The organism is Chryseobacterium sp. CH21 (genome assembly GCF_004119445.1).
Taxonomy (GTDB): Bacteria; Bacteroidota; Bacteroidia; order Flavobacteriales; family Weeksellaceae; genus Chryseobacterium.
In genome coordinates, this window is sequence record NZ_QICI01000032.1 from 1 (window position 1) to 25,070 (window position 25,070).

Annotated in this window: 20 protein-coding genes and 1 pseudogene; 14 read left to right on the top strand and 7 right to left on the bottom strand. The window is 36.2% G+C overall.

Translation table 11 applies throughout. The annotated features are described in order from the left end of the window. Window positions 1-56 precede the first annotated feature (56 nt). The 5 genes from aspS to BOQ62_RS05270 all read right to left on the bottom strand — a co-directional run bounded on the left by aspS (window position 57) and on the right by BOQ62_RS05270 (window position 3,707). Window positions 57-1,811, bottom strand: coding sequence for an aspartate--tRNA ligase (gene aspS, locus BOQ62_RS05250; protein ID WP_129037704.1), 1,755 nt, complete (start codon window positions 1,809-1,811; stop codon window positions 57-59). Between the two features lie 139 nt (window positions 1,812-1,950). Next, complete coding sequence (locus BOQ62_RS05255) at window positions 1,951-2,361, bottom strand: ankyrin repeat domain-containing protein (protein WP_164976686.1); 411 nt, start codon at window positions 2,359-2,361, stop codon at window positions 1,951-1,953. A gap of 102 nt (window positions 2,362-2,463) precedes the next feature. Further along, window positions 2,464-2,904 (bottom strand): ankyrin repeat domain-containing protein, encoded by a 441-nt coding sequence (locus BOQ62_RS05260; RefSeq protein WP_129037708.1) that lies wholly within the window; start codon window positions 2,902-2,904, stop codon window positions 2,464-2,466. A 12-nt stretch (window positions 2,905-2,916) separates the two neighbouring features. Further along, window positions 2,917-3,120, bottom strand: a complete 204-nt coding sequence (locus BOQ62_RS05265) for a helix-turn-helix domain-containing protein (RefSeq protein WP_077418859.1) — start codon at window positions 3,118-3,120, stop codon at window positions 2,917-2,919. 2 nt (window positions 3,121-3,122) lie between these two features. Continuing rightward, complete coding sequence (locus BOQ62_RS05270) at window positions 3,123-3,707, bottom strand: DUF2975 domain-containing protein (protein WP_129037710.1); 585 nt, start codon at window positions 3,705-3,707, stop codon at window positions 3,123-3,125. A 185-nt stretch (window positions 3,708-3,892) separates the two neighbouring features. On the opposite strand from BOQ62_RS05270, the gene BOQ62_RS05275 reads away from it, so the two are divergent. Both BOQ62_RS05275 and BOQ62_RS05280 read left to right on the top strand, forming a co-directional pair. Beyond that, complete coding sequence (locus BOQ62_RS05275) at window positions 3,893-5,287, top strand: MATE family efflux transporter (RefSeq protein WP_129037712.1); 1,395 nt, start codon at window positions 3,893-3,895, stop codon at window positions 5,285-5,287. A 234-nt stretch (window positions 5,288-5,521) separates the two neighbouring features. Next, window positions 5,522-5,641, top strand: coding sequence for a 30S ribosomal protein THX (locus tag BOQ62_RS05280; protein WP_129037714.1), 120 nt, complete (start codon window positions 5,522-5,524; stop codon window positions 5,639-5,641). 59 nt (window positions 5,642-5,700) lie between these two features. On the opposite strand, the gene BOQ62_RS05285 is transcribed toward BOQ62_RS05280, so the two are convergent. Beyond that, window positions 5,701-6,360: a DUF937 domain-containing protein gene (locus BOQ62_RS05285; RefSeq protein WP_129037716.1), complete on the bottom strand. Its 660-nt coding sequence runs from the start codon at window positions 6,358-6,360 to the stop codon at window positions 5,701-5,703. Between the two features lie 111 nt (window positions 6,361-6,471). Further along, the gene (locus BOQ62_RS05290; RefSeq protein WP_129037718.1) at window positions 6,472-6,981 is read right to left on the bottom strand and encodes a DUF2480 family protein; all 510 of its coding nucleotides are present in this window, start codon (window positions 6,979-6,981) and stop codon (window positions 6,472-6,474) included. Between the two features lie 78 nt (window positions 6,982-7,059). Between BOQ62_RS05290 and lpxB the strand changes: the two genes are divergently transcribed. The 12 genes and pseudogenes from lpxB to BOQ62_RS05350 form a co-directional block, all read left to right on the top strand. Beyond that, complete coding sequence (gene lpxB, locus BOQ62_RS05295; protein ID WP_129037720.1) at window positions 7,060-8,163, top strand: lipid-A-disaccharide synthase; 1,104 nt, start codon at window positions 7,060-7,062, stop codon at window positions 8,161-8,163. Between the two features lie 40 nt (window positions 8,164-8,203). Next, window positions 8,204-9,295, top strand: a complete 1,092-nt coding sequence (locus BOQ62_RS05300) for a glycoside hydrolase family 99 protein (RefSeq protein ID WP_129037722.1) — start codon at window positions 8,204-8,206, stop codon at window positions 9,293-9,295. A gap of 141 nt (window positions 9,296-9,436) precedes the next feature. After that, window positions 9,437-11,209, top strand: coding sequence for a ComEC/Rec2 family competence protein (locus tag BOQ62_RS05305; RefSeq protein WP_228413733.1), 1,773 nt, complete (start codon window positions 9,437-9,439; stop codon window positions 11,207-11,209). A gap of 145 nt (window positions 11,210-11,354) precedes the next feature. Beyond that, entirely contained in the window at window positions 11,355-12,017 is a 663-nt protein-coding gene (locus tag BOQ62_RS05310) for a succinate dehydrogenase cytochrome b subunit (protein ID WP_129037726.1), read from the top strand. 15 nt (window positions 12,018-12,032) lie between these two features. After that, on the top strand, window positions 12,033-14,045 hold the full coding sequence (locus BOQ62_RS05315; RefSeq protein ID WP_129037728.1) for a fumarate reductase/succinate dehydrogenase flavoprotein subunit: 2,013 nt from the start codon (window positions 12,033-12,035) through the stop codon (window positions 14,043-14,045). Window positions 14,046-14,068: 23 nt separating this feature from the next. Beyond that, window positions 14,069-14,835: pseudogene (locus BOQ62_RS05320) on the top strand (succinate dehydrogenase/fumarate reductase iron-sulfur subunit). 308 nt (window positions 14,836-15,143) lie between these two features. After that, a complete protein-coding gene (locus BOQ62_RS05325) occupies window positions 15,144-16,685 on the top strand; it encodes a TlpA family protein disulfide reductase (RefSeq protein WP_129037730.1) in 1,542 nt (513 codons plus the stop codon). Between the two features lie 108 nt (window positions 16,686-16,793). Further along, on the top strand, window positions 16,794-18,206 hold the full coding sequence (rlmD, locus tag BOQ62_RS05330; protein ID WP_129037732.1) for a 23S rRNA (uracil(1939)-C(5))-methyltransferase RlmD: 1,413 nt from the start codon (window positions 16,794-16,796) through the stop codon (window positions 18,204-18,206). A gap of 79 nt (window positions 18,207-18,285) precedes the next feature. Further along, window positions 18,286-18,762 carry a DUF6452 family protein gene (locus BOQ62_RS05335; RefSeq protein ID WP_129037734.1) on the top strand — a complete coding sequence of 159 codons (477 nt, stop codon included), beginning with the start codon at window positions 18,286-18,288 and terminating at the stop codon, window positions 18,760-18,762. Next, entirely contained in the window at window positions 18,728-19,393 is a 666-nt protein-coding gene (locus tag BOQ62_RS05340; protein WP_129037736.1) for a DUF6048 family protein, read from the top strand. The genes BOQ62_RS05335 and BOQ62_RS05340 overlap by 35 nt, the downstream gene beginning before the upstream one ends. Before the next feature lie 377 nt (window positions 19,394-19,770). Continuing rightward, window positions 19,771-22,575: a reprolysin-like metallopeptidase gene (locus tag BOQ62_RS05345; RefSeq protein ID WP_228413735.1), complete on the top strand. Its 2,805-nt coding sequence runs from the start codon at window positions 19,771-19,773 to the stop codon at window positions 22,573-22,575. Window positions 22,576-22,742: 167 nt separating this feature from the next. Then, a partial coding sequence (locus BOQ62_RS05350) for a GEVED domain-containing protein (RefSeq protein WP_164976687.1) occupies window positions 22,743-25,070 on the top strand: 2,328 nt, incomplete at its 3' end.

Below are 25,070 nucleotides of genomic sequence, written 5' to 3' on the forward strand. Positions count from 1 at the left end.
AAAAATGGTCGGAAATTTCTTCCGACCATGACTAGGGCAAATACCCCGCTTTACATTTATGCTTTTAAATTCAATTGTAATTCTAATTCGTCGAGCTGTGCATCGGCAATAGAAGCAGGTGCGTCAATCATTACATCTCGTCCTGAATTGTTCTTAGGGAAAGCAATATAATCTCTGATTACTTCGTTTCCGTCAAGAATCGCTACCAAACGGTCAAAACCGAATGCTAAACCTCCGTGTGGCGGAGCTCCGTATTTAAATGCATTCATCAGGAATCCAAATTGAGCCTCAGCTTCTTCTCTGGTAAATCCTAATAAATCAAACATTTTAGACTGAAGATCTCTGTCAAAAATTCTGATAGATCCACCTCCGATTTCGTTTCCGTTCAGAACCATATCATAAGCATTGGCTCTTGCTTTTCCAGGCTCAGTTTCCAATAAGTGGATATCTTCCGGCTTTGGAGATGTGAAAGGGTGGTGCATTGCATGGTAACGACCACTTTCTTCATCAAATTCCAATAGAGGGAAGTCAACTACCCAAAGAGGTGCGAATTCATTTCCTTTTCTTAATCCTAAACGGTTTCCAAGCTCCATTCTCAATGCTGAAAGCTGAGCTCTTACTTTATTTTCGTTTCCGGAAAGAATCAACATTAAGTCACCTTCTTTTGCTCCGAATTTTTCGATGATTTTCGCTAAATCTTCCTCGTTGTAGAATTTGTTCACAGATGAGGTCTTTACACCGTCATTCTGGAATTTTGCCCAAACCATTCCTGAAGCTCCAATCTGAGGACGTTTTACCCAATCAACAAGCTCGTCGATCTGTTTTCTTGTATATTCTGCACATCCTTCTACATTGATTCCGACAACCAGTTCTGCATCATCAAATATTTTAAAGTCTTTTCCTTTTACCAGTTCATTCAGTTCTACGAACTCCATTCCAAAACGGATATCCGGTTTGTCATTTCCGTATTTTCTCATCGCATCTGCGAACGTCATTCTTGGGAAAGCTCCGAATTCCTGACCTGTAATATCTTTAATAAGAGTCTTAGTCATCCCTTCGAATACGTTCATCACGTCTTCCTGCTCTACAAAAGCCATTTCACAGTCGATTTGTGTAAATTCCGGCTGTCGGTCGGCTCTTAAATCTTCATCACGGAAACATTTTACAATCTGGAAATATTTATCCATTCCACCTACCATCAAAAGCTGTTTGAAGGTCTGCGGAGACTGTGGCAATGCGTAAAACTGCCCTGGGTTCATTCTGCTTGGCACCACGAAGTCTCTTGCTCCCTCTGGAGTAGACTTGATCAAAACAGGGGTTTCTACTTCAATGAAACCTTCTTCAGATAAATAATTTCTTACTTTCTGTGCCATCTTGTGACGGAAGATCAGTTTATCTTTTACCGGATTTCTTCTGATATCCAGGTAACGGTATTTCATTCTTAGCTCTTCACCACCATCTGTTTCATCTTCAATAGTGAAAGGAGGAAGTTGAGAATCATTCAGAATTGTCAGTTTTTCTACCAGAATTTCAATTTCCCCGGTTGGAATATTAGGGTTTTTACTTACTCTTTCAATAACTCTTCCGGTAGCCTGAATCACAAATTCACGGCCCAGTTTTTTAGCTTCTTCCATCAATTGTGCAGAAGAGCGGTCCTGGTCAAAAACCAGCTGGGTAATTCCGTAACGATCTCGAAGATCTACCCAAATCATAAATCCTTTATCACGGATAGTCTGTACCCATCCTGATAGTATAACTTCTTCATTCAGATTTTTCAGAGATAGCTCTCCGTTGGTGTGTGATCGAAACATAATTATTTGTTTAAAGTTCAATGTTTAAGGTTCAATTCCGAACCTTGAATTTTTCGTTGGCAAAGATAAGATTTTTGCAGGTTTTATAAATAAAAAAAAACTCCCTTTCGGAAGTTTCATATGTTGTTTTTAGATTTTTTTAAATTCTATTACCACCTTTTGCAATCAGAATTCTTTTCACTTCTTCACTGCCTTTTGTTTCATCAGCTACTTCAAGAGGTGTTTTGTTCTGACATTTTTTATTCACATTAGCCTTGCTGTCCAAAAGGAAGTTGATGATATTCTTTCTGTCAGACATTACACTGAAACCAAGTGGTGAATAAAGGATATCTCCTACAAGGAAGCATTTGTTGTAATCTCCCGGTGCGAACTGTTTTTTAAATGTTGCTATATCATCAGAATAAATGGCTTTCATCTTTTCCTGACTCATCTTCTGGGCAGATAACATACTGCCAGACAGTAACATTCCAAATAGAAAAGTAGTAGAGATTATTTTTTCATAAGGATAATTTTTAAGAATATACAAATCTAAATTAAATTTTATTACCAATTGCTAAGTTTTGATAATAATTATCTTGCTATTCATCAGTTTATTATCTTATTAATTATAAAATCATAAAACTGCTGTTTTGTCGATTACGATAAAAAGTTCTTATTCCAAAAGCTTAATGACATCAGATTTTTCATATTTTTTTGCATAATCCAGTGCTGTATAACCGGAAGATGTTTTAGTATCCTTCTTTACTCCATTTGCAAGGAGCTTCTTTGTAAATTCAGTGTTGCCATATTTTGCGGCAAACATCAATGGCGTTTTTCCATCACAAGCCTTTTCTAAATCTGCCTTTTCATCAATCAATTTTTGAAATACTTCTTTACTGTTCATTTTAATAGCCAGGCCTAACAACGTATAAGCATTGTCTTCAATTTTATAGCATGCATTGATGTTGTCTTTGTTGATAAGGTTGTTAAAGTAAGCTGTATTATCGTACTTCAACATTTGTTTGTGCTCATTAGTGAGTTCCTGTGCTTTTCCAATAGTTGAAAATAGTACGAATGTGAAAATAATTGTTTTTAAAGTTAGATAGCGTTTCATGTTATATATTTTTTAAGGTTTAAATTCTAATATATCACCAGGTTGGCAATCCAATGCTGTACAAATGGCTTCTAAGGTTGAAATTTTTAAAGCTTTGGCTTTTCCGTTTTTTAAAATTGAAAGATTAGCCTGTGTAATCCCTATTTTTTCGGCCAATTCCTGAGACTGCATTTTTCGTTTTGCAAGCATTACATCAATATTGATTATTATCGGCATGATTATATGGTTAAGTCATTTTCTGATTGTAATTCATATCCCTTTTTAAAAAATTCTATAATAAAAAGTATAATAATTCCTAAGGTGAGATGGAGGAGTATAAGCATTGGATCTATGCTGTATATAGATTGATCCATGAAATATAAAATAGTACAATAAACAGGGATAAAGATTATGTTAAGCATGGCAAAGAGCTTTAAATCCTGAATTACTTTTGTATTAAAAATAATCTCCGAACTCATTCCTTTGAAAATTCTAAACAAATAAAAAGTAAATAGACTGTAAAATCCAATGAAAAATATTATCGAAATAAAAGTGTATAATGTGTAATTTCCTTTGATAACTGAATCTGATAATGGCATATTGAATTGAAAATCTGAAGAATCAGCAGCTGTTTTTGTTAATTCATTATTGAAATTTCCAGTTTTGAAAGTTTCAGAAAAATAATGAGTTCCCTGATGTATGTTGATAGATACGATAATGAATCCCAAAATTATATAACCTAAATATAGTAATTGAGCTATTGAACCAACCAACAGAATTTTGTTTAAAACAGTGGATATAGATTTTTCACCAATTAATTTCATATGATATTTTTATTTGTTGTAAATGTATAATAATTTATCGTAATACAATAAATTATTATTGTAAAATTAATTTAAATTAATTTTTCTTTAAACAAAAGCTATTCAAAAAAAAATAAAAACTTTTCATATGCGAACTTTTAATTGCTTATGAATGGATACTTTTGCGAAGTAAATCAAATAGAATCATGACAAAATATGTTGAGTTTTTTAAAAAAGCATTCAGCGGTGAAGAAACTGATTTTACGAAAGTGAATATCAGAAGTGCTGTATTGCTTTTAGCCATTCCTATGATGCTGGAAATGGCTATGGAATCTGTATTTGCGCTTGTTGATCTCTATTTTGTCGGCCATCTGAAAGAAAGTGGTTTTGCTATTCAGACGGTAGGCCTTACTGAATCCGTACTTTCGATCATGTACTCTATTGCGATTGGGATGAGTATGGCGGCAACTGCTTTGGTAGCAAGAAGAATTGGCGAGAAAAACCCTGAGCAAGCTTCCAGAAGTGCCGCACAGGTATTGCTCGTCTCCTTTGTAATTACTTTTGTTTTAAGCTTATTGGGAGTAATCTATGCTGAAGAAATTCTGATTCTGATGGGTTCAAAACCAGAAGCAGCAGCTTATGGCAAGAATTTTACAAGAATTATGATGGGAAGCAGTACCATTATCATGCTTTTATTCTTAATCAATGGTATTTTCAGAGGAGCTGGGAATGCAATGATTGCCATGAAAAGTTTATGGATTGCGAATATTGCGAATATCATTCTCTGCCCGATTCTGATAAAAGGGTTAGGACCTGTTCCTGCTTTGGGTTTGACCGGAGCAGCATTGGCAACAACAATAGGGCGTAGTATCGGGGTTATTTATCAATTGTATCATCTTTTGGTAGCGGATACTCAGATAAGAATTAAACTTCCTTACTTTAAACCGAATTTTGAGTTAATAAAATCCATTATAAAAATTGCAACTCCCGGAATTTTCCAGTTTGTTATTGCGTCATGCAGCTGGATTTTCCTTGCAGAGCTTGTAGCAACTACAGGAGGGGAGAATGCTTCAGCGGGTTATCAGACTGCTTTAAGGCTAATGATGTTCTTTATGCTTCCGGCATGGGGACTGAGTAATGCTGCTGCTACGCTGGTAGGACAGAATATGGGTGCCAATGAAATGTTGAGAGCAGAACAATCAGTGATGAAAACGGTGAAATATAATGTAATATTTATGCTGATAGTAAGCTTGATTTTCCTTTTGATGGGGAATTTTTTAGTTGGTTTCTTTACTCAGGAACCGGCTATTAAAGATTTTGCGAAAAATGCCCTTCAGATTATGAGTGTAGGATTTATTTTCTATGGAATCGGGATGGTGATGATTAATGCATTCAATGGAGCCGGAGATACCTGGACACCTACATGGGTTAATCTTTTTGGATTCTGGCTGTTTCAGATCCCTCTTGCCTATTTTCTTTCAAAATATCTTGGCATGGGTCCCAAAGGAGTCTTTATTTCAATCCCTGCTGCCGAGACATTGATTACCATTATTGCCTTTATCTTATTTAAAAAAGGAAAATGGAAAACGATAAAAGTTTAGAAAAGATGGAGGAAGGAAGTGCGAGTGGCCTGAAATATTTAAAATAGCCTTTTATGACAAGATAAAAAAAGATAATTGATCTACTGGTTGATAATCGAAAATGGTAATCTAATAATAATTTCCACCATTCTTCCTCCCGCTTCCCTTTCTAATTTATAAAACTTTAACAGCTTCATTAATTGGATTTTAGACTTATATTCTCTAAATTCGTGATAACAACCAATACATATTACTATGGGAAAAGGAGACAAAAAATCAAGAAGAGGAAAGATTAACTCCGGAAGTTATGGGAAAAGAAGACCTAGAAAAACCTCAAAATCTTTTGCCGCTTCTGAAGAAAAATCTAAAAAGTAATCCAAATAAAAAAGACCGAAGATCACGTCTCCGGTCTTTTTTTATGAAAATTAAATTAATTATTTACCTCCAAGAATATTACCAAGGATGCTGCCTAATCCGCCGCCGCCTTGTTGTTGGTTTCCACCACCACCCAATACACTTCCAAGTATATCGTTTAGTGGGTTTCCTGATGATTGAGCCTGTCCGCCTCCTCCTAAAACACTTCCAAGAATATCATTCAAAGGATTAGACTGCTGAGCTTGTGCCTGGTTAGAAGCATTCCCAAGGATTCCTCCTAAAAGATCTCCTAAACCACCTGCTCCTACATTGCTCTGTTGTTTCTGCTGTCCGATGTAACCCATTACTACAGGTGCAAGCATCGCAAGAATAGGTCCTATTTTGTCTATTGAAATCCCTGTATTCTGTGATAACTGGTTTTCAACATTACTTTTCTGATCACCAAAAATATGACCAAGAATGGATCCGCCTTCAGCTTGTCTTGACTCAATCTGAGAAGCATCATCTAAAATACTTCCGTTGTGGTCTTTATCTAAAGCACTATTTAGAGCTTCTGCTTCTTTGGCATCCTGAGATTTATTTCTAAGATAAGAAATAATAAGAGGGGTAGCTACAGCTAATAAAGCGATTACCTGATTTTTGCTGATTCCGAATTTGTTTTCAGCCTGTTCAGCAACCTGGTTGCCTGTGTTCCCTGTAAGTAGGTCGATTAAACTCATTTTTTGTGTTTATTTAGTATTAAGTGAACCAAAGTTATCAAAAAATATGCCTCATAAAATGACCACCTCTCATAATTATTGTTAAAGTTTCTGAGGGCGTTTCAGAAGGTCTTAGTTTTTAATGATAGGAACATTGGAGCATGCTTCTCCGAACATCAGAGATTTTACAATTGGCTTTAACTGTTCCACCAGTTCTATGTAGGCATTTTCTGGGATCTCTTTATCAGAACAGCCTTTTACAAGCACTCTTTTTCCTCTCATTTCCTCAAAATCATGCGTCTGGATAGCATTGTGCATCAAAATAACCTCAAGATCCCCACGGTTCCCAAAGACAATTTTTTTGGCAACATCTGTAAGTTTTGCCGTTAACACAAAATAAGCCCAAAGCGGAATGATGGTATCTACAGAATTGTAAATGTATATATATGAGTCTTTATACTGTTCAGCATCAATAGCTTCTACCTTTTCACGGAAATCTTTTTCTTTCAGGATCATTTCCTGAAAAAGAAAATCTTTCAGATCAATTCCCATTCTTTCCCCTTTTGGAAGTAAAGTAGCTAAGTCAAAATTGATAAGGCCGCTTTCAGCAACTTTATTCCTGATTTCAAATTCTTCTGACATTTTTTATCATTATCTTTGAACAAATTTACGAATTAAGATCATATCTATTTTAATTTGTTCTCTATCCTTACTATAGAAATGAAGTATTATATTATTGCAGGAGAAGCTTCAGGTGATTTGCACGGAAGTAACCTGATGAAAGCCTTAAAACAAAAAGATCCGAATGCGGAGTTCAGATTTTGGGGTGGTGATCTGATGAAAGCTCAGGGCGGAACACTCGTAAAACACTACAGGGATCTTGCATTTATGGGATTTCTGGAGGTCGTGATGAACCTGAGAACCATTCTGAATAATATCAAATTCTGCAAAGAGGATATTCAGAAGAACAGACCTGATGTCTTGATTTTGGTGGATTATCCTGGCTTTAACCTGAGAATTGCGAGATTTGCCAAAGAGCTTGGTATCAAAGTCGTTTATTATATTTCTCCACAGCTTTGGGCATGGAAAGAGGGACGTGTAGAGATTATTAAGAAATATGTGGATGAAATGATGGTCATCCTTCCTTTTGAAGAAGATTTTTACAGAAAACATGGCGTTCATTCTCATTTTGTAGGTCATCCTTTACTGGATGCTATTTCGGATCTTCAGGAAATCAGTATTGAAAATTTCAAATCGGAGCATGGATTGAATGAAAAAGAAATCATTGCACTATTGCCGGGTTCCAGAGAACAGGAAGTAGAAAAGATGCTTGAAATAATGCTTTCCGTAAGACCGCATTTTAAAAACTACCAGTTTGTCATTGCCGGAGCACCAAGTCTTCCTAAAGAATTTTATCAGAAATATGTGGATGATAATGTCCATTTTGTATCCAATAAAACTTATGATTTGCTAAGATGTTCCAAAGCTGCTTTGGTTACCTCAGGAACAGCTACTCTGGAAACAGCTTTACTAAATATCCCCGAAGTGGTTTGCTATCGCGGAAGCAAAATTTCTTATGCTATTGCTAAACGATTAGTGAAAAATATCAATTACATTTCTCTGGTTAATCTGATCATGGACAGAGAAGTTGTGAAAGAGCTTATTCAGAATGATCTGAATACTAAAAATCTTGTGGAAGAACTCAATAAAATTGTGTCAGGAGAAAAAAGAAACCAGGTTCTGAATGACTATGATCTTCTGAGAGAAAAACTAGGCGGAAAAGGAGCCAGTGATCATGCCGCTGAGGTGATATTGAAAGTATAACCTTACCAGAGCTTTTTAGAATTTAACCTGCTTTTTAATTATGAATTATTGCACCCGTTTCCTGTTATTATTGACATTCACATTATTTTTCTCAAATAGTTCTGCACAACAGAACATCTCAAGAGAGAAAGTTCAGATATTTTATTATGGCTGGTACGCAAATCCTGCAACAGATGGTGATTATCAGCACTGGAATCACGAGATTCTTCCTCACTGGAGTAATCCTAAATGGAACAATCTGGGGCATCACCAAGGAGGAGATGATATTGGAGCTAATTTCTACCCTTCACTTGGAAACTACAGTTCCAATGACCCGAAGATCATTGAACAACACATGAAAATGATCAAAGAATCCGGAGTAGGAGTAGTGGTAGTAAGCTGGCTGGGGAAAGATTCATTCACAGATAAAAGCCTTACCAAATATCTGGATATTGCAGATCGTTTTGATTTAAAAATTGCATTCCACATTGAGCCGTTTTATAAAAATACTTCAGAATTAAAGGAACAGCTTTCTTATCTTATAAAAACGTATTCCCATCATCATGCATTCTACAAAAAAGATGGAAAACCTTTGCTTTATGTATATGACAGCTATAAGATTTCTAAAGAAGAGTGGGCAAAAATACTATCCAAAAATGGAGAACAGACAGTCAGAAATACAGATTTAGACGCACTTTATATTGGGCTGTGGGTTGAAAAAGATGATGCGAATTTCTTTGATACAGCAGGTTTTGATGGTTTCTATACCTATTTTGCCAGCGAAGGTTTTGTGTACGGAAGCACAATTGCTAACTGGGATTTCATGGCCAATTACGCTAAAGATCACAACCTGATTTTTATTCCTTGTGTGGGACCCGGTTATTCCGATACAAGAATACGTCCATGGAACGAAGCTAATTTCAAAAGCAGAGACAATGGAAAGTATTACGAAAAAATGTTTGATGCTGCTATCAAAGTAAAACCGGATTTCATCGGAATCACATCATTCAATGAATGGCATGAAGGAACACAAATAGAGCCTGCTATTCCTAAAAAATCAGGTGATTTCAAATATGAAGATTATGGGAAGGATCCTTTATTTTATATCAAAGAAACGAAGCGTTTGACGGATAAATTTCTGAAAAAGAAATAGTATTCTTTCGATCGTAAATTTTACCATAAAAAATTAAGTGCCCCGTTGATGCTTTTGATGCGTAACGGGGTATTTTTTAGTTATTTGAGAGGTCATATTCTATTAATTAATTATCTATTTTCCCTTGATAATTAATTGAAATTGAAAAAGCAGCCCCTTCTTATTCTCGTGATATTTTTTATTCTTGGAATTATTTTTCAGGATAAGATAGTGTTGGCTGGTGTTGCATTTTATTCAGTAATTGCAATGTGCTTGGTCATACTCATAGCAATATGTTTTCATTCTTATTTTCTGCAAAAAATCAAAGTTACTCTACTTACACTTTTGTTCTTTGGAACAGGGGTTGTTCTTCATTATTATAATACTTCTGTGGATAATGTTTATTTATTTTCAAATAAAAAAGAAACAGTTGTTTTTAAAATTTATCAAAAGTTAAACACAACAGAAAAATATAAAAAATATGAAGGAACTGTGCAGGCGGGAAATGCAAAATTAAATTCAATTCTGTATGTTCCAAAAGATGTCAAAGAGCTGGATTTTATTCATTATTATAAAGGGGAAGCTTATATTACAAAACCTAGAGCTCCCCAGCATGATTTTCAATTTAACTATACTCAATACCTGAAACATAAGCATATTGATGGGCAGATTTATCTTTCAAAAGAGATTGTATCTGCAGTACGAAATGACCTAACGTTGGCAGATCGCCTTCGGCAATATAGACTTACGGTTCTTCAGAAAATTGATAAAGCCTCTATTTCAGGAAAAACGAAAGAATTTCTAAAAGGAATTATCGTGGCGGATCGAACGGAGATTGATGAAGGAACAGTTCAGGATTTCAATAAATCTGGACTGGTTCATTTTCTGGCCATTTCCGGAACCCATATTGTGGTTATTTTTGGAATGTTTTATTTTTTTCTAACTCGTTTCATTCCACTACAATTCAGAAAATATGCAGTTATTCTAAGTTTGATTTTTATCTGGCTGTTTGCTGCTTTTATAGGATTTGGAAATTCTGTTCTGCGGTCATGTATTATGCTCAGTGTATATTTTATTTTTGTACTGCTTCAGCGGAAGCCGGATCTACTTCATTCGTTGGCTTTATCAGCTTTTCTTATTTTAATTGGAGATACACATCAGCTTTTTGATGTAGGATTTCAGCTTAGCTTTTTAGCAGTTTTAGGGATCTATTGGCTGAATCAGCCTTTGTTGAAACACTTTCCCAAACAGGATCATTATCTTAAAAAACTTTTATTCAATACCATTACAATCTCTTTATCTGCCCAGTTGGCTGCTCTTCCTTTGGTATTGTATTATTTTCATCAGTTTTCATTCATTTCCATCATTTCCAATTTTGTTATTGTTCCTTTTTCCGAAATAATTATTGTATTCTCATTTATAATGACGGGTGTTGTTGCATTCGGAATTGATTTTGAACTGATGAATAAAGTCTATGATTTTGTCATTCATATTTTGCTGAAAGTAATCCATTGGTTTGCGGAGGTAGATATGTTATTCTTTGAAAACATTCCTATGAATGGGTTTGAAGTGCTGTCCGTTTTCATAGTAGTCTATTTATTAAGATCGGTTATCATAAAATTTAATTTCAAAAATTGGATGAGGTTTGCGATGGCTGTAATGGTGTTTTTGATCTTAAGAACCGGAAGTAATATCTATGAAAATCAGAAAGAAGAGGTGTTGATTCATTCTTTTGGTAAAAGTAAAATCTTTTCAATTAAAAGTGGAGGTAACGTCTGGTTTTGGATCTCTGACAAAGAAAATAAGGCGAAAATTCTACGTTATGTCATAAATCCTTATTGTTCTGTAAAAAGAGTGGATTATTTTGAAATAAAAACCTTCTCGTCTTCTCCTAAAAAAGTAGTTTTCAGGAATCAGGTTTATGATCTTAAATAGAGTTTTATCATTTATATGTTTTCCTGCATTTATAATGTATGAGATTCTTATTTAGAAACATTACAAACTGCCTAATTGTGAGATTTCTCACTTTTCGATATTGTTAAACTTTCTTAATTTTGTAGAAATTCAAATTTAAACTTATATGGCAGGTTTAACGAGTTCTACGATAGGTAGAAAATATGCTATGGCATTATCAGCTCTATTTTTGCTGATTTTTCTTATACTGCATTTGACGACCAATTTGTTATCAGTTCTGAACAAGGATGCATTCAACACCGCATCAGATTTCATGGGCTATAATCCTTTTGTGCAGTTCTTAATGCAGCCTATTCTTGGTTTTGCAGTAATTTTCCATTTCGTAATGGGATTTGTGCTTGAGATCAAGAATAATAAAGCGCGTCCGGTAAAGTATGCAGCAAACAATGCATCAGTGAATTCTTCATGGATGTCCAGAAATATGATTATTTCCGGAGCTGTTATTTTAGCTTTCTTAGCGCTTCACTTATATGATTTCTGGTTGCATGAAATTAATTACAAGTATGTAGAAGGATTAGCTCCTGATGCAGAACGTTTCTGGCCGGAACTTCATGAGAAGTTTGCTGATCTTTGGAGAGTGGCTTTGTATGTGATTTCTTTTGTTTTACTAGGATTACACTTAGCACACGGATTCCAGTCTTCATTCCAGTCTATCGGAGCAAGACATCCAAAATATACGCCGGTGATCAAAGCTTTCGGAACATGGTATTCAATCCTTATTCCTGCAGGATTCATCATCGTAGCAGTTTTCCATTTTATAACTCAATAATATCAATATACTAGTATGAGTAAATTAGATTCAAGAATTCCAGCGGGTCCTCTTAAAGACAAGTGGAAAAATCATAAAGACCATATGAACCTTGTTGCACCAAACAACAGAGATAAGATTGATATTATTGTTGTAGGTACAGGTTTGGCAGGAGGTTCTGCAGCAGCTACATTAGCTGAGCAGGGATATAACGTAAAAGCGTTCTGCTATCAGGATTCACCAAGAAGAGCACACTCTATTGCAGCTCAGGGAGGGATCAACGCAGCTAAGAATTACCAGGGAGATGGTGACTCTACTTACAGATTATTCTATGACACTATCAAAGGTGGTGACTATAGAGCAAGAGAGGCTAATGTTTACAGATTAGCTGAAGTTTCTGCAAATATTATTGACCAGTGTGTTTCCCAAGGGGTTCCTTTCGGTAGAGATTACGGCGGTCAGTTAGATAACCGTTCATTTGGAGGGGTTCAGGTAAAAAGAACTTTCTACGCAAAAGGACAAACAGGACAGCAGTTATTATTAGGAGCATACTCTTCAATGAGCCGTCAGATTGGTAAAGGAAGAATCAAGATGTACAACCGTCATGAAATGCTTGACCTTGTAATTGTTGATGGAAAAGCAAGAGGAATTATCGCAAGAAACCTTGTTACAGGTGAAATCGAAAGACATTCAGCTCACGCTGTAGTCATTGCTTCAGGAGGATACGGAAACGTATATTTCCTTTCTACCAATGCAATGGGATCCAACGTTTCTGCAGCATGGAAAATTCACAAGAAAGGAGCTTACTTCGCAAACCCTTGCTACGTACAGATTCACCCGACTTGTATTCCTGTTCACGGAACACAGCAGTCTAAACTGACTTTGATGTCTGAATCATTAAGAAACTCAGGAAGAATCTGGGTTCCTAAAAAACATAAAGATTCAGTAGCCATCAGAGAAGGTAAATTAAGACCAGAAAATATTAAAGAAGAAGATAGAGACTATTATTTAGAAAGAAGATATCCTGCGTTTGGTAACCTTGTACCGAGAGATGTTGCTTCAAGAGCCGCTAAGGAAAGATGCGACGCCGGATTCGGAATCGAAAATAATGATACTCAGGAAGGAGTTTACCTTGATTTCTCTACAGAGATCATGAAAAAAGGTAAAGAATCCGCTATCGAAAAACATATTCATAATCCTACAGATCAGCAGATCTATGATCTAGGTAAGAGCTGGGTAGAGGAGAAATACGGTAACTTATTCGTAATGTACGAAAAAATTACAGCAGATGATCCTTACAAAACTCCAATGAAGATCTATCCTGCAGTTCACTATACAATGGGTGGTGTATGGGTTGATTATAACCTTCAGTCTACAATCCCTGGATGTTTCGTAATAGGTGAAGCTAATTTCTCTGACCACGGTGCAAACAGACTTGGGGCTTCTGCGTTGATGCAGGGTCTTGCTGACGGATATTTCGTACTTCCTTACACAATCGCAGATTACCTTTCTGCAGACATCAGAACAGGAGCTATTCCTACCAATTCGGGAGCGTTTGATGAAGCTGAAAAAGGAATTAAAGAAAAAATTGCATTCTTCTTAAATAATAAAGGAACTCATTCTGTAGACCACTTCCATAAGCAATTAGGAAACATTATGTGGAATAAAGTAGGAATGGGAAGAACGCCTGAAGGATTAAGAGAAGCAATCAAAGAAATTGAAGAAGTAAGAAACGATTTCTGGAAAAACGTAAAAGTACCGGGAGAAGGAGAAGGGATGAACACTGAGCTTGAAAAAGCATTCAGAGTAGCAGACTTCCTTGAACTTGGACAATTAATGGCTATCGATGCACTACACAGAAACGAATCTTGTGGTGGACATTTCCGTGAAGACCACTCAACTCCGGATGGAGAAGCGGAAAGAGATGACGTAAACTACAAATACGTCGGAGCTTGGGAATATCAGGGTAACGATATCAACGCAGAAGTGTTGCATAAAGAAGAACTGATATATGACAACATCGAGGTTAAAACTAGAAGTTATAAATAATCTCCAACCTAAAATATAACATTATGAGTGCAAAAAAAGGCTTACATCTTACGCTGAAAATTTGGAGACAAAAAATAGTAAAACTAAAGGTCAGTTTGAGACCTATAAAATATCAGATGTATCTACAGACTCTTCATTTTTAGAGATGTTAGATATCCTGAATGAAAATTTAATTAACGAAGGTAAAGAACCTATCGCTTTCGACCACGACTGTCGTGAAGGAATCTGCGGGATGTGTTCTCTTTACATCAATGGTAGAGCTCACGGGCCGGATACAGGTATCACAACCTGCCAGCTTCACATGAGAATGTTCAAAGATGGAGAGACTATCGTTATTGAACCTTGGAGAAGTGCCGCTTTCCCTGTTATCAAAGACTTGATGGTAGACAGAAGTGCTTTCGACAGAGTAATGGCAGCAGGAGGTTTCATTTCTGTGAATACTTCAGGTAATACACTGGATGCTAACGCGATTCCGGTTCCAAAAGAAGATGCAGACAGAGCAATGGATGCTGCTGCTTGTATCGGATGTGGAGCTTGTGTGGCTACATGTAAAAACGGATCTGCAATGCTATTCGTAGGAGCTAAAGTTTCTCAGTATGCATTACTTCCACAAGGGAGAGTAGAAGCTAAGAGAAGAGTTCTGAACATGGTGAAAGCTATGGATGAAGAAGGATTCGGAAACTGTTCAAACACCGGAGCATGTGAAGTAGAATGTCCAAAAGGAATTTCTCTTGAAAACATCGCAAGAATGAACAGAGAATACATGGCTGCTCTTGTAGATCAAGGATAGAATTGATTCAAATACATAAAAAATCGCCTTCATTTCTGGAGGCGATTTTTTTATGAATGGCCTAAGCCTGTTAAAGTTTGTTAACTTATTGGATGGTTTTAGTCATTCTTTATTTAATAAGTATATATTTGAAGGGCAGTTGAATTGTTTTTTTAAAAACTTTTATACAGCATGCCATTCAAAAAGAAAGGGTTGAAATAAATGGAAAACCCTCTTTTGAACAGCATTAATAAAATTTTCAAAAAAAATAATTAGTGTGAATTAGCAAGCCCTAAAAAGCGTATTTTTGTGTAATATTAAAAATTGAAATGAAAAAATATCTTTTATTGTTTATCATCACATTCTTTGTGATGTCTTGTTCAAAAAAAGTAGAAGTAAAAGGAAAAATTACTGGAAGCTCATCATTAGAAAGAATTGAATTTGTAGAAGCTTCAGGAGTAGGAACCCTGCCTTTGATTAATATTGGTTTAGATAAAGACGGAAATTTCTCAGGAAGTTTTGAAGCCCCTAAAGACGGAATGTACGTGATCAATTATGCAGGCAGACAAAACCTGATCTATCTTGAAGGAGGACAAAAAGTAAATATTTCAGGAAATGGAACTACTTTCCCAAATGAATATATCATTACCGGAGATGCCAAAAAGAACAATGATTTCCTTACAGCAAGTATGAAGTTCTTGGCAGACTATGGCAGTAAAGTTAACTTAGCAGGATTAATGGGCGGAGACGAAGCTGCATTTTTGAAAGGAATGCATAAAGTAGAAGCTGATATTAATAAAAATGTTGACGACCTAGCAAAGAAAAACAACCCAAGTAAAGGACTTCTTGAGTGGAAGAAAAATGATATTAAAGTGACCATTCTTAATTTGCTTGCCAACTATGAGATGTCTCACGGACCAATGTCTGGTAACCCATCTTACAAAGCTTCTAAAGCTTTAAAAGACTACGAAACTCAGTTGGAAACTGATAAAGAAGCGATGGTGAAATCAATCCCTCTTTACAGACAATATCTTCTTGTAAAAATGACTCCGGATTTCCAGAAGTATGCGGAAGCAAACAGCAAAGGAAAAACAGGAATTACAACTTCTGAGATGTTTGCTCAGTACTTAAAAACAAAGAAAGATTTATCTCAGACCGCAAAAGATTATCTTTTAGCTTTCGTAATGGCTCAGGCGGATATTCACCCTACAACTACACCTGCCAACATTGATAAAATCAAAAAAATTATTGATTCAGATATTAAGGATGCTACTATTAAAAGTGACCTGCTAAAAATGCAGGTTGCCATTACTGGACTTAAAATCGGAGATGCCGCTCCTGAAGCAACTTTAGCAAAACAGGACGGAAAAGCTTATAACCTTTCTGAAAACAAAGGGAAACCTTATATGTTGTTCTTCTATGCTTCATGGAATCCTTATATCAGCGAAGCTACAGTACCTGTATTAAAAGAAGTAGTAAACTTCTATAAATCTAAAATGAACTTTGTATTTGTAAACGTAGACGATACAAAAGATCAGTTCATTAAAACAAGTAACTCTCTTCTAAAAGGAATTCAGGGAGTGAATGTTTATGGAGAAGGAGGTCTTAACTCTGATATCGCTAAGAAATATGGTGTATACGGATTCAAATTGCCTTGCTTTGTAATCATTGATAAAGATGGTAAAATTGCCAGCAGGTCATTTGTAAATCTTGGTGAGCAGGAATTAGTAACGATTCTTGACAAGCAGACAGGTCTTGCAGCTCCAAAAGTAGAGCCGAATGCTCAAATGCAGCCACAATTACAGCTTGATCCTTCCGCAATGCAGCAAGCTCCACAGCCAGCAAATCCTCAGCCGGCTCCAACAAAATAATAAACTTTAACACAGTATAGAAACCTTATCTTCGGATAAGGTTTTTTTTATTGTATTTTTGCAAACTGAAACGTAAAAGTTTCAATTAGGAAAATAGAAAATTTTAGAATGAGTAGAAAGAAAAAAAGAGATCTAATTCTTGAAAATATAAAGCTATTGACTGCTGGAGCAAAAGGAGTTGCCATCGGAAGAACAGAGGAAGGCAAAGCGGTAATGGTTTCAGGCGCAATTCCGGGTGATACTGTGAATGTGAGAGTGAAAAAAGCCAAGTCAAAATATTATGAAGGGGAAGCTGTAGAAGTGATTGAAAAATCTCCTTACAGAGTTGATGCTAAATGTATTCACTTCGGAACTTGTGGAGGATGCAAATGGCAGAATATGAGCTACGAGAAGCAGCTTGATTTTAAACAGGAAGAAGTATATAATAATATCAAAAGAATTGGAGGAATTGAAAATTTTGAAACCGTTCCAATTTTAGGCGCTGAAGAACAATATTTTTATAGAAATAAAATGGAGTTTTCCTTCTCAAATGCGAGATGGCTTACTCAATATGAAATAAGCTCTGAAGAAAATTTCGGAAGCAAAGACGCCTTAGGATTTCATATTCCGGGAATGTGGAGCAAAATTCTGGATCTTAAAGAATGTTTTCTTCAGGAAGACCCTTCCAACGCCATCAGATTGGCTGTAAAAGAATATGGCGTAAATAACGGCCTGGACTTCTTTGATGTTAGAAATCAGGAAGGTTTCTTAAGAACCTTAATGATGAGACAAAACTCAAAAGGAGAATGGATGGTTCTTTTCCAGCTATACAGAGAAGAAAAAGAGAACAGAGAAAAACTTTTTGAATTCTTGTTAGCAAAATTCCCGCAGATTAAAACGTTGGTATATGCTATTAATCCTAAGCAGAATGATTCTATTTATGATTTGAATATCAACGTGTATTTCGGGGAAGGGTACCTTATGGAAGAAATGGACGGACTGAAATTTAAAATCGGACCAAAATCTTTCTTTCAAACCAATTACAAACAAGCTTTAGAATTATATAGAAAAACCCTTGAATTTGCCGATCTAAAAGGGGATGAAGTTGTGTATGATCTTTATACTGGAACAGGAACAATTGCTCAATATGTGGCAAGAAATGCAAAACAGGTTATCGGAATCGAATCTGTTCAGGAAGCAATTGATGCAGCCATTGAACATGCTGAATTGAATGGTTTAACCAATACAACTTTCTATTGTGGAGATATGAAAAATGTCTTTAATGACGAGTTTTTAGAAAATCATCCAAAAGCAGATGTTTTGATCACAGATCCACCAAGAGATGGTATGCACCAGAAAGTGGTTGAACAGATCTTAAAGCTTTCACCTGAAAAAGTAGTTTATGTTAGCTGTAATTCTGCAACACAGGCAAGAGACCTTGCTTTAATGAAGGATCATTATACTTTAGTGAAAATTCTGCCAGTAGATATGTTCCCACAGACACACCATGTTGAGAACATTGCGTTGCTGATTAAAAAATAAATTTATTTAAATTTGAATTTCAAATCGTAATAGGAAACGTCAGTTCCATCTGACCCCAATGAAAAATAAAAATGTACAGATGAAGTATTTTAAATTTCTCATAGCAATCTGCTTTTTAGGAATGCTTTTTTCCTGTGGAGGAGATGATGATATTTGCGAAAGCGGAGAAGGAACTCCCAGAATGAAAGTGGCTTTCAGATCACTGTCAACTGGAAAGGAAGCAACGGTAGATACACTCTATGTAGCAGTAGATTATGGTGCCGGGAAAGTGGATCTGGGTAAACTTGCGCAAATTGATTCCAGACTAATTCCTTTACGTGTGGATGACTCACCTTATACAGATGTTTATTTCAGAGTTAGACTTAAAGGAGCGGAATCTAAAGTAAGAGTTAGTTATACTACGAAATCAACGTATGTTTCTCCCGGATGCGGGATCAAGAAGTCTTATGAGAATTTAACTTCAGAATTAATAACTCCTAACCCGGTTTTGAAACTGGAGGCTGGGCAAAATCAAATAGAGAATGAAGACAAGACTAATCTTTACCTTTCTTTTTAGTTTATTTGGAATAATAAGCTGGGCACAGGATAAAAAAAAGGAAGCAGAAAAAAAGGTTCATGAAAAATATGAGCCCAATTTTATGGTTGGCCTTGATGTATTGAATACCGGAGCAGGTTTCTTTTCAGATAGAAAGCTATACCAGGGATTCATTTCTTCAAAACTCAGAGGAAATGTTCATGCCATTGCGGAAGCCGGTTTTGAGAAGAACGTATATCAGAAAAATGGTTATGATGCCAAAGCAAGTGGTCCTTTCGTTAAGTTAGGTGCATTCTATATGCTGGCAAAGGATTCCGAAAATGAATTCAACGGATTTTATGCTGGGGGAAAAGTTGCCGGATCATTCTATAACCAGGAATATATGGCAGTTCCGGTTCGTGGATTTGGAGGAAGTAACTCTTCAGAAGCTTTTCCTTCATCCTCGCAGTCTTCTTTTTGGCTGGAAGGAACTATTGGAGGTAGAGTACAGTTATTCAGTTCCAACTTCTATATTGATGTAAATCTTCAGCCGAGATACATGGTGTATACCTCTAAGCAGGATGATATCTCTCCAATGATCGTTCCCGGATTCGGAAGAAGCTCTTCAAAATTCAATATGGGATTTGCATGGAATATTGCATATAAGTTTTAGAAGTATTATTCTTTCATATTTATATTATATAAAATACAAACTTTAGATTAGTCTAAAGTTTGTATTTTTTTTAATGGATGTATATATTAGATGTATAATATTAATAAATATTAACTTATTTTATTTGTGTTAGTTGTAAATTGGCTATATTTGGCGGAAATTATAATTGTTATTTAATTTATGAAAAGAGTATTTACTGCCTTGGTGTGTACTTTAATAGGTGGAACGGCGTTCGGACAATGGACTCCTGCTTCATTTAATAAAGTAGACACCAAAAAAGAGGAACTTTTACAGTAGAGAAATCTGGTGTAAGAGAGAATGGGTATTATAAATTAGACTTAGCTTCACTAAGATCTCAATTGAAGAATGCTCAAGAAATGGGGCCAAACGCAGCTCCAGTGATTATTTCTCTTCCTACTGTAGATGGGAGGATAGAAAGATTCAAAGTATTTAGCTTTCCTGTTCTGGCAAAAGAAATTGCGGATAAGTATGAGCTAGGTTCTTATGTGGGAACAAGTGTTGAAGATCCCAGTAAATATTTAAGATTCAGTGTTTCTCCTAATGAACTTCAGTCTATGATTATAGATGGAGACAAATATGAGTTTATTGAACCTTTAACTACTGATAAGAGTGTATATGCAGTGCATCCTAAAACGATGAAGAATCCAAATGGGTTTATATGCTCAACCGAAGAAAGTCCTGCTTCTAAAAAGCAAATAGATGTTTTATTGAAAAAAGGTAAATCTATTGCTAATCAACCAACCAGCTTTGCTAAGAATTCTGATAAGAAATACAGAACAATGAGATTGGCAATGTCTGTTACAGGTGAGTATACCCAATTTTTTGGAGGGGTTGCTGGTGCATGGGCACAAGTAAACAATACCATGTCAAGAGTAAACGGAGTATTTGAAAAAGACTTTGCATTACACTTAAATGTATTAAATTATCCTGCTCTTATCTTTGATAATCCTGCTACAGATCCATATGCTACTGTTACCAGCGCAACAGCGCCTCCAGGTACATGGAATACTGAGCTGCAAAACCAATTGACAACAGTTGTTGGTGAGGCAAATTATGATATTGGCCACTTATTTGGTGCTTCAGGAGGTGGAGGAAACGCAGGCTGTATTGGTTGCGTTTGTATAAGCCCTACTACTGATGAGCCGGAAGGAAAAGGATCGGGAATTACATCTCCTGCTACAGGAAGTGTAAATCCATCTGCAACATATCCGCCATCCGGGGATAATTTTGATATTGATTATGTGGCTCACGAAATGGGACACCAGTTGGGAGCAAACCATACATTTGCCCATAGTCTTGAAGGATCAGGGGTAAACATGGAACCAGGTTCAGGATCTACAATTATGGGATATGCAGGGATAACAGGACCTACTTATGATGTACAGCCACATTCAGATGCTTATTTCCATATTGCAAGTATTGATCAGATTCAGGAAAACCTAATTGAAAAAACTTGTGATGTAGAAACTACTATAACAAACAACCCGGCTGTAATTGCTGCCTTACCAACTTATAATATTCCAAGAGGAACTGCATTTGTATTAACAGCTTCTGCGACAGATGCTGAAAATGATCCTCTTTCTTATGTTTGGGAAGAAGTAGATGATGCCGCTGTTGTTATTAATAAAAATAATTTAGGTAACACTAGTACTGGAGCTTCATTCAGATCCAAGTCAACAGGAACTAGCCCAACAAGATATTTCCCTAGCTTTACTTCTGTAATGAATGGTGTATTAAATAATGCAAATAATACATGGGAAGCTGTTTCATTAGTGCCAAGAACTACAAACTTTGCTGTTACAGTAAGAGATAATAATGCAAATGTTCAACAGCAGCAGACTTCTTATGCTGTGCAAACTATTGTTGTTGGGGATAATGGACCTTTTAAATTAGCAAATCAATATATTGATGTTAATACTCCATCACCAATTCAGTGGCTTGTTGCTAATACAAATATAGCTCCATATAATGTAGCGAATGTTAAAATTGATTATACTACAGATAATGGAACAACATGGACGGTGTTAGCTGCTTCAACACCTAATGACGGATCCGAAAACTTTACTTTCCCTTCTTCAATGAACGGACAAACTATTAAAGTAAGAGTATCCTCAATTGGGAATGTGTTCTACGCAGTTGGACCTGTTACAATAGGACCTCTTTCTGCATGTAGCAGTGCAGCTCCTACGAATATTGTTGTAAGTAATATTAATAGTTCTGCAGCAAGTATTTCCTGGATGGCTTATACTGGCGCTACTTATAAAGTACGTTACAGAAAAGTAGGTACAACTACATGGACTGATATTGATACTACTGTACCTGCTGTAAATTTGAATGGATTAACAGATGGGACGAGTTATGAAGTGCAAGTAGCTTTAGTTTGTGGATCTACAGTGGGAACATATTCTACATCTGTTAACTTTAGTACGGTTGCTGTTTTATATTGTGCAGCTTCAACTGTTCTAACAAATAATGAGTATATTTCAAATGTTACTGTAGCTAATATCAACAACACTTCTGCTGCATCTACATATACAAATTATACAACAAATGGAGCTCTTCAGGTTAATCTGTCAAAAGGACCTACATATCCTATATCATTTAAAGTAGGAAATGCACGTGCTTATGATGTAGCTGCAGTGTATATAGATTTTAATAAAGATGGTGTTTTTGCTGATAATGAAGTTGTATTGAATGTGCCTACAGTAAGTACTGTAACGACTCAGTTTTCAGGATCATTTACAGTGCCTGCTAATGCTGTGGAAAATCAGACATTAAGAATGAGAGTTATCTTATTCTATGTAGGAGCTTCTAATGTTGGACTTTCAATTCCTGCTTCATTTGCTTGTGGAACCAATTTCTACTATGGAGAGATTGAAGATTATAATGTAGTTATTACAGGCAACCTTGCTACTTCTGAAACTGCTGTTAAAAATGACGGAATTCAGATTTACCCAAATCCGGCAACTGATGTCCTAAATATTACTAAAGTTTCTGGTAAAGCAACTTATAAGATTTATAGCGCTGCCGGACAATTAGTAGATAGAGGAAATATCAATGATGGAAAAGTAAATGTTTCAGCATTAGTGAAAGGAGCTTATGTAATTACAATAGATGATAAAGGAATTGAGCAATTCAAATCTAAATTCATCAAAAAATAAAGATAATCTTTAAATTTTATTAAATCCCCGGGGTCTCTCGGGGATTTCTTTATTTAAAGCATAAGTGGGGATATTGTCATTTTTTTCAAAAAAAACATAAATGTACCTGTAAATTAATAATAAAAAATGATTAGATTTGTCTGATTAATATTATAATGAAAAACATTATGAAGAAACTCTTTACCTCTTTAATTCTGTTTCTCTGTTTGATTTGTACGGGCTTTGTATCCAAAGTCTCGGCTCAGGCAGGCCAGATCGGGACTGGAACGGGTACCTCAGTGTATCTCCCAATACGTTCCTACTATGGGTATAGTTATTCCCAGCAGATTTATACTGCTTCGGAAGTTTCGGCTGCCATTGGTACGTCGACCTATATCACGGCAATAAAGTTTTATTCTACCACCGTTGCAACCTCTCAGGATGTATATAAGGATTGGGTAGTATACATGGGAAACACCACCCAGAATAACTTTGCCTCCCTTATAAACTGGGTCCCTTTAAATACCCTTACTCAGGTGTATTCCGGAGTGATACCTACTTTAACAAATGGAAACTGGGTAACTCTTCAATTGGCTACACCATTTTTATGGAATGGAACAGATAATCTTGTGATTGCTGTAAATGAAAAAACTCCAGGTTATGCATCTTCACCAGGTACAGCTTGGGGATCTTATAATGCAGGAGCAAATAGAGGTATGATTTATTATGAAGATTCTGCAAATCCAGATCCTGCTGCACCACCTACAGCAAAAGATAGACTTGCGGATATTCCTAGAGTACAGATTGAAAGTCATGCGCTGCCGGCTTGTTCAGCAGCACCACCTACTAACATTACGGTTTCAAACCTTACAACAACATCAGCTAATGTAGGTTGGTATCTGTCTGCAGGTGCTACTTATGTGGTAAGGTACAGACTTTTATCCGGAGGACCATGGACTACAATCAATGTTACAACTCCTTTAGTAGGAAACCAGATTATTACCGGATTAACTGAACAAACTGCATACGAAGTTCAGGTAGCTACTGTCTGCGGAGGGGCTACAGGAGCTTTCTCTCCAAGTGTGAATTTTACAACGCCGGCATTAAGTTATTGTGCTTCAGCGGCGACGAGTACTTTTATTGATGGATACATTGGTCAGGTTGCAGTTAATGCACAAGGAGCACCTTCTATGCTAAGTAATTCTGGTCAAAGTGGATATACAGATTACAGTACAGATCCTACAAGATTGGTTACTTTGGTTAGAGGTGGTACAGGTACCGTTTCTGTATCGAAAGTATGGCCGGATTATCAATATAGCTTCTTAACTGGAGTTTGGATTGATTATAACCGTAATGGTGTTTTTGAAGCTTCTGAAAGAGTATTAACTTCTCCAAGTAATACAACAACTCCGGTTACAGCAACATTTACTGTACCTACAACTGCAAGTGGAAATGTATATACTGGAAACTTGACTACCAAAATGCGTGTTGTAATGAATGAGTATAGCCCTATTAATGCTTGTGGTACTTATTCTTATGGAGAGACTGAAGATTATGCTGTTAAACTTATTGATTTGTCAGCATGTACTACTGCTCCGCCTTCTAATATTAGTGTAAATAATGTAACTCCTTCTTCAGCTAACGTTACTTGGACGTCCACTACAGGAGCTACTTATATTGTAAGATACAGAGTTTCACCTTCTGGTGCTTGGCAGCAGATTACTGTAAATACTCCTTTAGTAAGTAACCAAATGCTTACAGGATTATTAGAACAGACTGCTTATGAAGTTCAGGTAGCTACTGTGTGTGGAGGTACTACAGGTGCCTTCTCACCAAGTGTGAACTTTTCAACTCCGGCTCTTACTTATTGTACAGCAGGTCCTTCCAGCAATACAGCTACAAGTGGCTATATTAATAATGTAACTGTTACGCCTACAAATGCTCCTATTATGTTGAGTAATTCTGGGTCAGACAATTATAAAGATTATACACCAGATCCTACAAGAGTAGTTATCTTTGAAAGAGGTTCTGCAAATAATAAAATCTCTGTAAACAAATACTGGCCTGGTTCTCCTGTATCTTATGGAGTTTCAGCATGGGTAGACTTTAACAGAAACGGAACATTTGAAACCAGTGAGAGAATCCTTAATAGTACATATAATACCACTACTCCTGTAACAGCTACTTTTGCTGTTCCTACAGTAGCAAGTGGAAATGTATATACAGGAACACTTCCTACCCGCATGCGTGTTGTAATGAGATATTATGACAATGCTAATGCATGTGGAACATTCACACAGGGAGAAGTAGAGGATTATGCGGTTAAATTTGTAGATTCTCAGCCTTGTTCTACAGCTCCTCCAACAAATATTGTGGTGAACAACGTTGCGGCAACTACAGCTACCGTATCATGGGTCTCTACTGTTGGAGCTACTTATACCGTAAGATGGAGAGTGGCACCAAGTGGAGCCTGGCAGACTGCTACCGTTACTGCAGGTCAGAACTTCTATGGAATT

Excerpts from the sequence above, each read along its gene's own strand:
- aspS (WP_129037704.1), bottom strand. The coding sequence starts at position 1,811 with ATGTTTCGATCACACACCAACGGAGAGCTATCTCTGAAAAATCTGAAT.
- BOQ62_RS05260 (WP_129037708.1), bottom strand. The coding sequence starts at position 2,904 with ATGAAACGCTATCTAACTTTAAAAACAATTATTTTCACATTCGTACTA.
- BOQ62_RS05265 (WP_077418859.1), bottom strand. The coding sequence starts at position 3,120 with ATGCCGATAATAATCAATATTGATGTAATGCTTGCAAAACGAAAAATG.
- BOQ62_RS05270 (WP_129037710.1), bottom strand. The coding sequence starts at position 3,707 with ATGAAATTAATTGGTGAAAAATCTATATCCACTGTTTTAAACAAAATT.
- BOQ62_RS05275 (WP_129037712.1), top strand. The coding sequence starts at position 3,893 with ATGACAAAATATGTTGAGTTTTTTAAAAAAGCATTCAGCGGTGAAGAA.
- BOQ62_RS05280 (WP_129037714.1), top strand. The coding sequence starts at position 5,522 with ATGGGAAAAGGAGACAAAAAATCAAGAAGAGGAAAGATTAACTCCGGA.
- BOQ62_RS05285 (WP_129037716.1), bottom strand. The coding sequence starts at position 6,360 with ATGAGTTTAATCGACCTACTTACAGGGAACACAGGCAACCAGGTTGCT.
- BOQ62_RS05290 (WP_129037718.1), bottom strand. The coding sequence starts at position 6,981 with ATGTCAGAAGAATTTGAAATCAGGAATAAAGTTGCTGAAAGCGGCCTT.
- lpxB (WP_129037720.1), top strand. The coding sequence starts at position 7,060 with ATGAAGTATTATATTATTGCAGGAGAAGCTTCAGGTGATTTGCACGGA.
- BOQ62_RS05300 (WP_129037722.1), top strand. The coding sequence starts at position 8,204 with ATGAATTATTGCACCCGTTTCCTGTTATTATTGACATTCACATTATTT.
- BOQ62_RS05310 (WP_129037726.1), top strand. The coding sequence starts at position 11,355 with ATGGCAGGTTTAACGAGTTCTACGATAGGTAGAAAATATGCTATGGCA.
- BOQ62_RS05315 (WP_129037728.1), top strand. The coding sequence starts at position 12,033 with ATGAGTAAATTAGATTCAAGAATTCCAGCGGGTCCTCTTAAAGACAAG.
- BOQ62_RS05325 (WP_129037730.1), top strand. The coding sequence starts at position 15,144 with ATGAAAAAATATCTTTTATTGTTTATCATCACATTCTTTGTGATGTCT.
- rlmD (WP_129037732.1), top strand. The coding sequence starts at position 16,794 with ATGAGTAGAAAGAAAAAAAGAGATCTAATTCTTGAAAATATAAAGCTA.
- BOQ62_RS05335 (WP_129037734.1), top strand. The coding sequence starts at position 18,286 with ATGAAGTATTTTAAATTTCTCATAGCAATCTGCTTTTTAGGAATGCTT.
- BOQ62_RS05340 (WP_129037736.1), top strand. The coding sequence starts at position 18,728 with ATGAAGACAAGACTAATCTTTACCTTTCTTTTTAGTTTATTTGGAATA.
- BOQ62_RS05345 (WP_228413735.1), top strand. The coding sequence starts at position 19,771 with ATGGGGCCAAACGCAGCTCCAGTGATTATTTCTCTTCCTACTGTAGAT.